This is a genomic window from Micromonospora sp. WMMA1998 (assembly GCF_027497375.1).
GTDB lineage: Bacteria > Actinomycetota > Actinomycetes > Mycobacteriales > Micromonosporaceae > Micromonospora > Micromonospora sediminicola.
The window spans coordinates 689,161-704,087 of the sequence record NZ_CP114911.1; the positions used below are offsets into that span (position 1 = coordinate 689,161).

The 14,927-nt window shown below is 77.1% G+C and carries 1 protein-coding gene; it reads left to right on the forward strand.

Features of this window, described 5'->3' with window-relative positions:
* Positions 1-35: 35 nt before the first annotated feature.
* Positions 36-14,900: a type I polyketide synthase gene (locus tag O7600_RS02915; protein ID WP_281592151.1), complete on the forward strand. Its 14,865-nt coding sequence runs from the start codon at positions 36-38 to the stop codon at positions 14,898-14,900.
* The last annotated feature ends 27 nt before the right edge of the window (positions 14,901-14,927 follow it).

Here is a 14,927-nt window from a genome sequence, read left to right on the forward strand (position 1 = left end):
GCCCCGGACCTCTGATCCCGATACGGAGCGGCCCGATGCCCACTGAGGAAGAGTTCCTCGACTACCTCCGGCGCGCCACGGCCGACCTGCGTGAGGCGCGGCGGCGCGTGCGCGAGGTGGAGGCCAAGGACCGCGAGCCGATGGCCATCGTGGGCATGGCCTGCCGCTACCCGGGCGGGGTGCACGGTCCGGACGCGCTGTGGCAGCTCGTCGCCGACGGCCGCGACGGGGTGGGGCACTTCCCGACCGACCGGGGCTGGGACCTGGACCGGCTCTTCTCCGTCGACCCGGACGACCCCGGCACGTCCTCCACCGACAAGGGCGGCTTCCTCTACGAGGCCACCGCGTTCGACCCCGCGTTCTTCGGCATCTCGCCGCGCGAGGCGCTCGCCATGGACCCGCAGCAGCGGCTGCTGCTGGAGAGCACCTGGGAGACGTTCGAGTCCGCCGGTCTGGACCCGCAGCGGCTGCGCGGCAGCCGCACCGGCGTGTTCGCCGGCGTCATGTACCACGACTACGCCTCCCGGGTGGTCGACCTCCCGGAGGGCGTCGAGGGCTACCTCGGCACCGGCAACTCCGGCAGCGTGGTGTCCGGCCGGGTGGCGTACACGTTCGGGCTGGAGGGGCCCGCCGTCACCATCGACACCGCCTGCTCCTCGTCGCTGGTGGCCGTGCACCTCGCCGTGCAGGCGCTGCGGCAGCGCGACTGCGACCTGGCCCTGGCCGGCGGCGTCACCGTGCTGTCCACCCCCGGCGTCTTCGCCGAGTTCTCCCGCCAGCGCGGCCTGGCCGCCGACGGGCGGTGCAAGTCGTTCGCCGCCGCCGCCGACGGCACCGGCTGGGCCGAGGGCGTCGGCATGCTGCTGCTGCAACGCCTCTCCGACGCGCAACGCGACGGCCGGCACATCCACGGCGTCATCCGTGGCAGCGCCGTCAACCAGGACGGCGCCAGCAGCGGCCTCACCACCCCCAACGGGCCCAGCCAGGAAAGGGTGATCCGGCAGGCCCTCGCCAACGCCCGGCTGTCCCCGGCCGACGTGGACGTGGTGGAGGCGCACGGCACCGGCACCACGCTCGGCGACCCGATCGAGGCGCAGGCGCTGCTGGCCACGTACGGGCAGGACCGCGACGGGCGCGACCCGCTCTGGTTGGGGTCGGTGAAGTCGAACCTGGGGCACACCCAGGCGGCGGCCGGCGCCGCCGGGATCATCAAGATGGTCCTGGCGATGCGGCACGGGGTGCTGCCCCGCACGCTGCACGTGGACGAGCCGTCCCCGCACATCGACTGGTCCGCCGGCGCGGTCGAGCTGCTCACCGAGGAACGGCCGTGGTCGGCCGGCGACCGGCCCCGCCGCGCCGCCGTCTCGTCGTTCGGCATCAGCGGCACCAACGCCCACGTCATCGTCGAGCAGCCACCGGCCGCCGAGGAGCCCGAGGCCGGCACCCCGCCGCCGCTCGCGCCGGTGCTGCTCTCCGCCCGCAACCCCGACGCGCTCGCGGCGCAGGCCCGCCGCTGGGCCGATTACGTGGCCGCCGACGACACCGCCCGCCCGGTCGACCTGGCCGCCGCCTCGCGGCGCCGCGCCGGGCTGGATGCCCGGGCCGTGGTGCTCGCCACCGACCGCGACGAGCTGCTCGCCGGGCTGCGCGCGCTCGCCGACGACGAGCCCGCGCCGTCAGTGGTCACCGGCGCCGCCGCGCCGCGCGGCCGGGTCGCGTTCCTCTTCTCCGGGCAGGGCGCCCAGCGCGCCGGCATGGGCCGCGACCTGTACGCGGCGTTCCCGGTCTTCGCCGCCGCGCTCGACGAGGTCTGCGCCCACCTCGACCCGCTGCTGCCGCAGCCGCTGAAGCCGGTGCTGTTCGGCGACGACGACCTGCTGCACCAGACGCAGTTCACCCAGGCCGGGCTGTTCGCCGTCGAGGTGGCGCTGCACCGGCTCGCCCGCTCGTTCGGGCTGGCCCCCGACCTCCTGGTCGGCCACTCGATCGGCGAGTTGGCCGCCGCGCACGTCGCCGGCGTGCTGTCGCTGCCCGACGCGGCCGCGCTGGTCGCCGCGCGGGGCCGGCTCATGCAGGCGTTGCCGGCCGGTGGCGCGATGCTCGCGGTGGCCGCCGGCGAGGCGGACGTGGCCGCGTCGCTGGCCGGCGTCGACGGGCGGGTCGGCGTGGCCGCCGTCAACGGCCCCGCCGCCGTGGTCGTCTCCGGCGACGCCGAGGCGATCGACGCGCTCGCCGCCCACTGGGCCGACCGGGGTACGCCCACCCACCGGCTGCGGGTCAGCCACGCGTTCCACAGCGCGCTGATGGAGCCGATGCTCGCCGAGTTCGCCGCGGTCGCCGCCGATCTGCGCTACGAACCGCCGACCGTGCCGATCGTGTCCAACCTGACCGGCCGGATCGCCGAGCCGGAGCTGATCTGCGCCCCCGACTACTGGGTCCGGCACGTCCGGGAGGCGGTGCGGTTCGCCGACGCGGTGGACCGGTGCGCCGAGGCGGGCGTCGGCACGTACGTCGAGCTGGGCCCCAGCGGCGTGCTCACCGCCATGGCCGAGAGCTGCCTCACCGACCCGGCGGCCGTGCTGGTGCCGCTGGTGCGCAAGGACCGCGCCGAACCCCGCGCCGTGCTGGAGGCGCTGGCCCGGCTGCACACCGAGGGTCTGACCGTCGACTGGGACGCGCTGCTCGCCGGCGCGGGCGCCCGTCGCGTCGACCTGCCCACGTACGCCTTCCAGCACGAACGGTACTGGCTGGAGCCGGTCGGGCGGCTCGCCGACGTGTCCGGCGCCGGCCTCGGCGCGGCCGGGCACCCGCTGCTCGGCGCCGCCGTCTCCGTCGCCGGCGAGGACATGGTGCTGCTCACCGGCCGGCTCGCCGCCGCCACCCACCCCTGGCTCGCCGACCACACGGTCGGCGACGTGGTGGTGCTGCCCGGCGCCGCGCTCGTCGAGCTGGTCGTCCGGGCCGGCGACGAGGTCGGCGTGTCCCGCCTGCGCGAGCTGGCCATCGCCGCGCCGCTGGTGCTGCCCGCCGCCGGTGGCGTGCGGGTGCAGGTGCGGGTCGGCCCGGCCGACGCGGCGGGCGCCCGCGCGGTCACCGTGCACGCCCAGGCCGAGGACGACCCGGACGCCGGCTGGGTACGGCACGCCGAGGGCGTCCTCGAACCCGCCGCCGCCGACGAGCCCGCCCTGCCGGCGTGGCCCCCGACCACCGCCACCGAGATCGACCTGGACGGCTGGTATCCGACGCTCGCCGAGCACGGCCTGGCGTACGGGCCGGCGTTCCGCGGCCTGCGCCGGGCCTGGGCCGGCGACGGCGAGGTGTACGCCGAGGTCGCCCTCCCGGAGGAGGTCGCCGACGGCGCGGCCGGCTTCGCGGTGCACCCGGCACTGCTGGACGCCGCGCTGCACCCGATCGGGCTGCTGCTCGCCACCGACGGCGGTGGTCCGCGCGTGCCGTTCGCGTTCGAGGGCGTGCAGGTGCACGCCGCCGGGGCCACCGCGCTGCGGGTGCGGCTGTCCCGCGACGGTGGCACGGTGCGGCTGGTCGCCGCCGACGACGCGGGCGCCCCGGTCGTGTCGGTGGACGCGCTGGTCCTGCGGGAGATGACCGGCCTGACCGCCCCGGGCGCGGCGGCCCGGTCGATGTTCGAGGTGCGCTGGCAGCACGAGCCGGTCCCGCCCGTCGACGACCTGTCCGGCTGGGCGGCGCTCGGCGCGCCGGTCGGCGGGCTGCCGGCGTACCCGGACGTGCCGGCCGCCGCCGAGGCGGGGGAGGAGATGCCCCGCACGCTGGTGCTGCCGGTGGCCGCGCCGTCCGGGGTGGCGGTGCCGGAGGCGGTTCGCGTCGCCGCGTCCGACGTGCTGGCGACGGTGCAGGCGTGGTTGGCCGCCGAGGCGTTGGCGGATTCGCGGTTGGTGGTGGTGACCCGGGGTGCGGTGGCGGTGTCGGACGGCGACCGGGTGGCGGATCTGGCCGGTGCGGCGGTGTGGGGGTTGTTGCGGTCGGCGCAGTCGGAGCATCCGGAGCGGATCGTTCTGGCGGACGTGGATCGGGACGTGGACGCGTCGGTGTTGTCGGTGCTGGCTGGCGTGACGGCCGATCTGCCGGTCACGGGCGGGCAGGTGGCGGTGCGCGGCGGTGCCGTGCTGACGCCGCGCCTGGTCCGCGCGACGCTTCCGCCGCCCACTCTCGCGACGTCGTCGGGAGACGCGACGGCCGGTCACGCCGGCGACGCGCCCGCGACCGGTGGTGACGTGGCCGGTCCGGTCCCGGCCGCGGACATCCCCGCGACCGCGGCTGTGTCCGGCGGCACGGTGCTGGTGACCGGTGGCACGGGGGCGCTGGGTGCCCTGGTGGCGGAGCATCTGGTGGCCGGGTACGGGGTGCGGTCGTTGGTGTTGGTGTCGCGGCAGGGTTCGGCCGCGTCGGGCGCGGCGGCGTTGGTCGAGCGGTTGGCCGGGTTGGGTGCGTCGGTGTCGGTGGTCGCCGCCGATGTGACCGATCGGGATCAGGTGTACCGGCTGGTCGCCGGGGTGTCCGGTCGGCTCGCCGGGGTGGTGCACACCGCCGGGGTTCTGGACGACGGCGTGGTGTCGGCGATCTCGCCGGACCGGTTGGCGAACGTGCTCGCCCCGAAGGCCACTGCCGCGTGGTGGTTGCACGAGGCCACCCGCGACCTCGACCTGGACCTGTTCGTGCTCTTCTCCTCCGTCGCCGGGGTGCTCGGCTCGCCCGGCCAGGCCGCGTACGCCGCCGCGAACGGTGTGCTGGACGCGCTGGCGGCGTACCGCCGGCAGGACGGCCTGCCGGCGGTCAGCCTCGCCTGGGGCATGTGGGACACCGGTGGCATGGCCGCGTCCCAGTCCGACGTCGACCGGGCCCGCTCCACCCGGGCCGGCCTCGCCGCGATGAGCCCCGAGGTCGGGCTGGAACTGTTCGACGCCGCGCTGACCGCCGGGCGGGCCACGCTCGTGCCGGCCGTCGTCGACGTACCGGCGATGCGGTCGCAGATCGTCGGCGGCCGGGTGCCGTCCCTGCTGCGCGCGCTGCTCGGCCCGGTCACCACCCGCCGGCAGGCCGGCCGGGGCAACTGGGCCGACCGGCTGGCCGGCCTGGACCCGCAGGAGGCCCGCGACCAGGTCGACGCGCTGGTCCGGGGCCTGGTCGCGCAGGTCCTCGGGCACGGTGGCGCGGACGCGGTGCCGGCCGACCGGGCGTTCCGGGAACTGGGCTTCGACTCGCTGACCGCCGTGGACCTGCGTAACCGGGTCAACGCCGCGACCGGGCTGCGACTGCCGTCCACGCTCGTCTTCGACTACCCGACGCCGCAGATCCTCGCCGGCCAGGTGTACGCCGAACTGGCCGGCGCCCGCGCCGACACCACCGCCGCGCCCGACACCGCCACCACCACCGGCCCGGACGAGCCGATCGCGATCGTCGGGATGGCCTGCCGCTACCCGGGCGGGGTGGACAACCCGGACCAGTTGTGGGAGCTGCTGGCCGCCGGCGGCGACGGGATCTCCGAGTTCCCCGCCGACCGGGGGTGGGACCTGGAGTCGCTGTTCGACCCCGACCCCGACCACAGCGGCACCTCCTACACCCGCCACGGCGGCTTCCTCTACGGCGCGCCGGAGTTCGACAGCGGCTTCTTCGGCATCAGCCCGCGTGAGGCCCTGGCGATGGATCCGCAGCAGCGGCTGCTGCTGGAGACCTCGTGGGAGGCGTTCGAGTCCGCCGGCCTGGACCCGGCGACGCTGCGTGGCTCGCGCACCGGCGTGTTCGCCGGCGTGATGTACCACGACTACGCCTCCCGCCTGATGGAGCTGCCCGCCGAGGTCGAGGGCTACATCGGCACCGGCACCTCCGCCAGCGTGCTGTCCGGCCGGGTGGCCTACTCGTTCGGGCTGGAGGGTCCGGCCGTCACGGTAGACACCGCGTGCTCGTCCTCGCTGGTGGCGCTGCACCTCGCCGCGCAGGCGCTGCGCTCCGGCGAGTGCGACCTGGCGCTGGCCGGCGGTGTGACCGTGATGGCGACGCCCGGCACGTTCATCGAGTTCTCCCGCCAGCGCGGCCTGTCCCCGGACGGCCGGTGCAAGTCGTTCGCCGCAGCCGCCGACGGCACCGGCTGGGGCGAGGGCACCGGCGTCCTGCTGGTGCAACGGCTCGCCGACGCCCAGCGGGAGGGCCGCCGGATCCTCGCCGTCGTGCGCGGCACCGCCGTCAACTCCGACGGCGCGTCCAACGGGTTGACCGCGCCGAACGGTCCGTCGCAGCAGCGGGTGATCCGGCAGGCCCTGGCCAACGCACGGCTGGGCACCGCCGACGTGGACGCGGTGGAGGCGCACGGCACCGGCACCACGCTCGGTGACCCGATCGAGGCGCAGGCGCTGCTCGCGACGTACGGGCAGGACCGGCCGGCCGGCCGGCCGCTGCTGCTCGGGTCGGTGAAGTCGAACCTGGGCCACACCCAGGCCGCCGCCGGCGTCGCCGGGGTGATCAAGATGGTCCTGGCCATGCGGCACGGCATCGTGCCACCGACGCTGCACGTCGACGAGCCGTCCCCGCACATCGACTGGACCACCGGCGCGGTCACCCTCGCCACCGCCCCGACGCCCTGGCCCGACCGGGACCGGCCCCGCCGGGCCGCCGTGTCCTCGTTCGGCATCTCCGGCACCAACGCCCACGTCGTCCTCGAACACACCCCCGAACCCGCCGCCCCGGCCGAGTTCCGGCCCGGCGCCGCCACCGACGCCGGCGTCGTCGCGCTCGCGCTCTCCGCCGCCGACCGGGCCGCGCTCCCCGAACAGGCCGCCCGACTGCGCGCCCACCTCGCCGCCTACCCCGAGTACGGGCCGGCCGAGGTGGCGTACGCGCTGACCGCCACCCGTGCGGCGTTCCCGCACCGGGCCGTCGTCCTCGGTCAGGATCCCGACGGCCTGGTCCGCGGCCTCACCGCCCTGGTCGACGGCGAAACCGTGCCGACAGTGGTCACCGGGACCGCGCTGCGCAACCCGGCGCCCGTCTTCGTCTTCTCCGGCCACGGCGGTCACTGGCCCGGCATGGCCGTCGACCTGCTGGACAGCTCACCCGTCTTCGCCGCCTCCATCGCCGAGTGCGAAGCGGTCCTCGCGCCCTGGGTCGACTGGTCGCTCACCGACGTGCTGCGCGGCGCCGACGGCGCGCCGCCCCTGGTCGCCTCCGGCGTGGTGCAGCCCGCACTCTGGGCCGTGATGGTCTCCCTGGCCCGGCTGTGGCGGTCCCTCGGCGTACGCCCGGGCGCGGTGGTCGGGCACTCCCAGGGCGAGATCGCCGCCGCCTGCGTGGCCGGCGCGCTCTCCCTCGAGGACGCCGCCCGCATCGTCGCGCTGCGCAGTCAGGTGCTCGCCGACATCGCCGGCCGGGGCGGCATGGCCTCGGTCGGCCTGCCCGCCGACCGGGTCGAGCGGATGCTGCGACGCTGGGACGGGCGGCTCTGCGTGGCCGTGGTCAACGGTCCCGGCTCGGTGGTGGTCGCCGGCGACCCGGACGCGCTGGCCGAGCTGGTCGCCGCCTGCACCGCCGACGACGTGCGGATCCGCCCGCTCGACGTCGACTACGCCTCCCACTCGCCGCACGTCGAGGCCGTCGCCGACCGGCTCCTGGACAGCCTGGCCGACATCACCGCCCGCCCGGCCGAGGTGCCGTTCTACTCCGCGCTCACCGGCCTGCCCACCGACACCACCACGCTCGACGCCGACTACTGGTACCGCAACCTGCGCCAGACGGTGAACTTCGAGCAGGCCGTCCGGACGCTGCTCGCCGACGGGCACCAGGTGTTCCTGGAGATCGGCCCGCACCCGGTGCTCAGCTTCGGCATGCAGGAGACGATCGACGACGCCGAGCACGAGGCCGCCGTGGTGAACACGCTGCGCCGTGACGCCGGCGGCTGGCCGCGGCTGCTCACCGCGCTGGCCGAGCTGCACACCCGCGGCGTCGGCGTGGACTGGACCGCGGTCTGCGGCGTCCCCGCCGGACCGGCGGTGCCGCTGCCCACGTACGCCTTCCACCGCCAGCGCTACTGGCCCGACTCGCCGGTGCGCACCGGGCCGGTGGCGGCCGTCGAGGACCAGGCCGACCGGCAGTTCTGGGACGCCGTCGAGCGGGCCGACGCCGACGCGCTCGCCGCCGCCCTGGACGTCGACGGCACCGAGGCGCGGGCGCTGGGCGAGGCGCTGCCGGTGCTCGCCGACTGGCGGCAACGCCGCCGCGACGAATCCACAGCGGACGCCTGGCGGTACCGGGTCCGGTGGGCGCCGCTCCCCGCCGCGTCGACCGCCCGGCTCACCGGCACCTGGCTGCTCGTCGCGCCGGCCGCCCACGCCGGTGACGCCCTGGTCGGGCAGGTGGTGGCGGCCCTCGGCGAGGCCGGCGCCGGCGTCGTGCCGGTCACCGTCGCCGAACCCGACCGGGCGGCGCTGGCCGCACATCTGGCCGGGCTCTACGACATCACCGGCGTGCTCTCACTGCTGGCGCTCGACGAGGCCGGCCACCCCGACCACCCGGTCGTACCCGCCGGGCTCGCCGGCACGCTCGCCCTCGTCCAGGCCCTCGGCGACGCCGGCCTCACCGCGCCGCTGTGGTGCGCCACCCGGGGCGCCGTCAGCACCGGCCGCGCCGACCCGCTCGACCACCCGTGGCAGGCCCCGGTCTGGGGCCTCGGCCGGGTCGTCGCGCTGGAACACCCGGACCGCTGGGGCGGCCTGGTCGACCTGCCGGCCGTCCTGGACCGGCGCGCCCGGGGCCGGCTGGCCGTCGTGCTCGCCGGTGTCGGCGACGAGGACCAACTCGCCGTACGCCCCTCCGGGCTGTTCGGCCGCCGGCTCGCCCGCGCCGGCGGCGACAGCGCGCCGGACGGCGGCGGCTGGCGGCCCGCCGGCACGGTCCTGGTCACCGGCGGCCTCGGCTCGCTCGGCGCGCACGTGGCCCGCTGGCTGGCCCGCGACGGCGCCGAGCACCTCGTGCTCACCGGCCGGCAGGGCCCGGCCACCCCCGGTGCGGCCGAGCTGGGGGCGGAGCTGACCGCGCTCGGCGCGACCGTCACGGTGGCGGCCTGCGACGTCGCCGACCCCGACTCCCTGCGCGACCTGGTCGACCGGCTCGACGTCCGGATCGACGCGGTTTTCCACGCCGCCGGCGTCGCGCACGCCGGACCGCTCGACGCCACCGGCCCGGCCGAGCTCGCCGACGCCCTGCGCGCCAAGGTGGCCGGCGCGGTCAACCTCGACCGGACCTTCGGCGACGACGTGGCCGCGTTCGTGCTGTTCTCCTCCGGCGCCGGCGTCTGGGGTGGCGGCCTGCAGGGCGGGTACGCCGCCGGCAACGCGTTCCTCGACGCGCTCGCCGAGGACCGGCGCCGGCGCGGCCGGCGCGCCACGGCCGTGGCCTGGGGGGCCTGGGACGGCGGCGGCATGATGGACACCGAGGGCGCCGCCGACCAGATGTTCCGCTCCGGCGTCCGGCCGATGCGCCCCGAGCTGGCGGTCGCCGTGCTGGCCCGGGCGCTGGCCCAGGACGAGGTCACGCTCGCCGTGGCCGACATCGCCTGGGACCGGTTCCACCAGACGTACGCGCTGGCCCGCCCCCGCCCGCTGATCGAGGAACTGCCCGAGGTCGCCCGCCTGCTCGCCGCCGCCCGCACCGACGACGAGCCGGCCGAGGCGTCCCCGCTGCGCGGCCGGCTCGCCGGCCTGGCCGCGCCGGAGCGCCGCCGGGCGTTGCTGGAACTGGTCCGGATGCACGCCGCCGCCGTGCTCGGCCACGCCTCCGCCGAGGCGGTCGGCGCGGACCGGCCGTTCCGGGACATCGGCTTCGACTCGCTCAGCGCGGTGGAGATGCGCAACCGGATCGCCGAGGCGGTCGGGCTGCGGCTGCCCGCCACCCTGGTCTTCGACCGGCCCACCCCGGACCTGCTCGCCGGCTGGCTGGCCGACCGGATCCTCGGCGTCACCGAGGCCGCCGCCGCGCCCACCCGGGCCGTCGCCGCGCTCGACGAACCGATCGCCGTGGTGGCCATGAGCTGCCGCTACCCGGGCGGGGTCGACAGCCCGGAGGAGCTGTGGCGCCTCGTCGTCGAGGGCCGCGACGCCATCGGCCCGTTCCCCGCCGACCGGGGCTGGGACCTCGACGCCATCTACGACCCCGACCCGGACGCCCCCGGCACCTCGTACGCCCGCGAGGGTGGCTTCGTCACCGACGTCGGCGGCTTCGACGCCGGCCTGTTCGGCATCTCGCCCCGCGAGGCGCTGGTGATGGACCCGCAGCAGCGCCTGCTGCTGCAGACCGGGTGGGAGCTGTTCGAACGGGCCGGCCTGCCGCCGGACGGGCTGCGGGAGAGCGGCACCGGCGTGTTCGTCGGCACCAACGGGCAGGACTACGCCACGCTGCTGATGGCCGCCCGGGCCGAGACGGAGGGCTACCAGGCCACCGGCAACGCGGCGGCCGTGGTCTCCGGCCGGCTCTCCTACACGTTCGGGTTGCAGGGCCCCTCGGTCACCGTGGACACCGCCTGCTCGTCGTCGCTGGTCGCGCTGCACCTCGCGGTGCAGTCGCTGCGCGCCGGCGAGTGCGACCTCGCGGTGGCCGGCGGCGTGACCGTGATGGCCACGCCCGGGCCGTTCCTGGAGTTCGCCCGCCAGCGCGGCCTCGCCGCCGACGGCCGGTGCAAGTCCTTCGCCGGGGCCGCCGACGGCACCGGATGGGGCGAGGGCGCCGGCCTGGTGCTGCTGCAACGACTCTCCGACGCCCGCCGCGACGGCCGGCGGGTGCTGGCCGTGGTACGCGGCTCGGCGACCAACTCCGACGGCGCCTCGAACGGCCTCACCGCGCCGAACGGGCCCGCCCAGCAGCGGGTCATCCGGCAGGCGCTGGCCAACGCCGGCCTCGCCCCGGCCGACGTGGACGCGGTCGACGGGCACGGCACCGGCACCCGCCTCGGCGACCCGATCGAGGCGCAGGCGCTGCTGGCCACCTACGGGCAGGACCGGCCCGCCGACCGGCCGCTGCTGCTCGGCTCGGTCAAGTCCAACATCGGCCACACGCAGGCCGCCGCCGGCGTCTCCGGCGTGATCAAGATGGTGCTGGCGTTGCAGCACGGCGTGCTCCCGCCGACGCTGCACGTGGACGAGCCCACCCCGCACGTCGACTGGTCCGACGGCGCGGTGTCGCTGCTCACCGAGGCCCGGCCCTGGCCGGAGACGGACCGCCCCCGGCGGGCGGCGGTGTCCGCGTTCGGGGTGAGCGGCACCAACGCCCACGTCGTCCTGGAGGCGGCCCCGCCGGTCGGGGACCCGCCCGAGCGGGAGGACGTCCCGCGTCCGGCGCTGCCGCTGCTGCCGTGGCCGCTCTCCGCCGCCGACGAGGACGGGCTGCGCGCCCAGGCCGCCCGCCTGGCCGCCCGGCTCACCGGCCCGGCCGCCGCCGCTCTGGCCGCCGCCGAGCCGACCGGGCCGGACGCCACCGGCGACGGGACCTCGGCGACCGGCGACGACGCCGCCCCGGTCGGGTGGACGCTCGCCACCGCCCGCTCCCACCTGCGGCACCGCGCGGTGCTGCTGGCCGCCGACCCGGACACCCGACTGGCCGCGCTGCGCGCCCTGGCCGCCGGGGAGAGCCACCCCGCCGTGCACCGGGACGTCGCCGCGTCCGGAGGCACGCTCGCCGTGCTCTTCTCCGGGCAGGGCGCCCAGCACGCCGGCATGGGCCGGGAGCTCTACCAGACGCTGCCCGCCTTCGCCGAGACGCTCGACGAGGTCTGCCAGCACCTCGACGCGCACCTGCCCCGGCCGCTCAAGAGCGTGCTGTTCGCGCCCGAGGGCAGCGCCGAGGCCGCGCTGCTGGACCAGACCGCCTTCACCCAGGCCGGGCTCTTCGCCGTCGAGGTGGCGCTGCACCGGCAGCTCGCCGACTGGGGGGTACGTCCCGACCTGGTCGCCGGGCACTCGGTCGGCGAGATCACCGCCGCGTACGTCGCCGGGGTGTTCACCCTGGCCGACGCGTGCACGCTGGTCGGCCACCGCGGCCGGCTCATGCAGGCGCTGCCGGCCGGCGGCGGCATGCTCGCCGTGGCTGCCGGCGAGACCGAGGTGGCCGACGCACTCACCGGCCACGGCGACCGGGCCGCGATCGCCGCCGTCAACGGCCCGGCCGCCGTCGTGGTCGCCGGCGCCGACGACGCGCTGGCCGCGCTCGCCGACCACTTCACCGCCCTCGGCGTACGGGTGAAGCGGCTCGCCGTCAGCCACGCGTTCCACAGCCCGCTGATGGAGCCGATGCTGGCCGAGTTCGCCACCGTCGCCGCCGGCCTCGACTACGCCCCGCCGACCGTGCCGCTGGTGTCGAACCTGACCGGCCGGGTCGCCGACGCCGACCTGGTCTGCACCCCCGACTACTGGGTCCGCCACGTCCGGGAGGCGGTGCGTTTCGGCGACACCGTCACCCACCTGCGCGACCTCGGCGTGGGCACGCTGCTGGAGATCGGCCCGGACACGGTGCTCACCGCGCTGGCCGCGGACGCGTTGCCGGACGGCGGCCCGCTGGTCACCGGCGTGCAACGCCGCGGCCGGGACGAGGTCGACGCCCTGCTCGGCGCGCTGGCCCGGCTGCACTGCCACGGCGTACCCGTGGACTGGGCCGCGCTGCTGCCCGCCGCCGCACCCGTCGACCTGCCCACCTATCCGTTCCGCCACCAGCGGTACTGGCCGGTCGGCGACGGCGAACTGGTGGGCGTCGCCGCGCCGGCCGCCGCCGACCCGGTCGACGACGCGTTCTGGCAGGTCGTCACCGCCGGCGACGGCGACGCCCTCGCCACCCGGTTCGGCGTGGACCCGGACCGGCCGCTGCGCGACCAGCTCCCCACACTCGCCGACTGGCACCAGCGGCGACGCGCCGACGCGCTCGCCGACGGCTGGCGCTACCGGATCACCTGGCCCCGGCGGCAGCTCACCGCCGGCCCCGCCGCCGGTGACTGGCTGCTCGTGGCGTCCGACGCCGCGACCGACCTGGCCGGCCGGATCGCCGCGCTGATCGGCGACCACGGCGGCGACGCCCGCCTGCTCACCGTCGATCCGGCCACCGTCGCGCGCGCCGAGCTGGCCGGGCAACTGCCGGACCGGCCGACCCGGATCGTGTCGCTGCTCGCCCTGGACGAGCGCCCGCATCCCGCCCACCCGGCCGTGCCGGCCGGACTCACCGGCAACCTGGCCCTCGTCCAGGCCGTCACCGACTCCCCGCCCACCGGACCGCTGTGGCTGCTCACCCGGCAGGCCGTCAGCACCGGCGCGGTCGACCCGCTCACCCGGCCAGCCCAGGCCACCACCTGGGGACTCGGCCTGGTCACCGCGCTGGAACACCCGGCGCACGCCGGCGGCCTGATCGACCTGCCGGCCGATCTCGACGGCGGCGCCGGGGACCACCTGGTCCGGGCGCTGACCAACGCCGACGGCGAGGACCAGCTCGCGGTCCGCCCGTCCGGCGTGCACCTGCGCCGGCTGGCCCGCGCGCCCCGCCCCGACCGGCCGGACACCCCGACCTGGCAGCCCCCGGACACCGTGCTCGTCACCGGCGGCACCGGCGCCATCGGCCGGTACGCCGCCGGCTGGCTCGCCCGGCACGGCGCCCGCCGGCTGATCCTGGTCAGCCGGCGCGGACCGGACGCCCCCGGCGTCGCCGACACCGTGGCCGAACTGGCCGACCTCGGCGCGCACGCCCGCGTACTCGCCTGCGACCTGGCCGACCGCGCCGCCGTCGCCGGGCTCGTCGACGCGCTGCGCGCCGACGGCGAGACGGTACGGGCAGTCGTGCACGCCGCCGGCGTCGGCCGGCTCAACCCGCTGCGCGCGGTCACCACCGACGAACTGGCCGACGTGGTCTCCGGCAAGACCGCCGGCGCCCGCCACCTCGACGAACTGCTCGACCCGGAGCCGCTGGAGCTGGTCGTCTACTTCTCCTCCATCGCCGCCACCTGGGGCGTCGGCGACCACGGCGCGTACGCGGCGGGCAACGCCTTCCTCGACGCCTGGGCGCAGTCCCGCCCGGCCGGACGGGCCCGGGTGGTGTCGGTCGACTGGGGACCGTGGGCCGGCGGCGGCATGGTCAGCGACGACCACGCCACCGCGATGAGCCGGCGCGGCGTCACCCTGCTGGACCGGGAACCGGCGATGGCCGCGCTGCGCGCCGCGATCGAGGGCGACGGCACGGTGCTCACCGTCGCCGACGTCGACTGGGCGCGCTTCGCCCCGGTCTTCGCCGCCGCCCGACCCCGCCCGCTGATCGCCGACCTGCCCGAGGTGGCGACGCCGGCCGCCGGGACCGACCCGGCCGACACCGGCGGCACGGAGACGCTCGCCGCGCTGCGCAAGCGCCTGGCCGACCTCACCACCACCGAGCAGAACCGGCTGCTGGTGGACCTGATCCGGGCCGCCGCGGCCGAGGTGATCGGCCACGACAGCCCGTACGCCCTCGACGCCGACCGGCCGTTCCGGGACCTCGGCTTCGACTCGCTGACCGCGGTGGAGCTGCGCGGCCGGCTGGTCCGGCTCACCGGCCTCGCCCCGGCCAGCTCGGTGGTGTTCGACTACCCGACCCCGCAGGCCCTCGCCGAGCACCTGCGCGCCCAGCTCGTCGACGAGGCGTCGGCGGGCGAGCTGCCCACCGGTGAGGAGCTGGACCGGCTGGAGGAGGCGCTCACGCTGCGCGAGCGCGACGACCTCGGCCGGGTGCGGATCACCATGCGGCTGCAACGGCTGCTGGAACGCCTCGGCGCCGACGAACCGGACGAGCCGGCCGGCGACGTGGCCGACCGGCTGCGGACGGCCAGCAACCAGGAGCTCTTCGACCTTCTCGACCGCGATCTCGGGCTGTCCTGAGGCACGCGTGGCACACCAGGGAGCGAG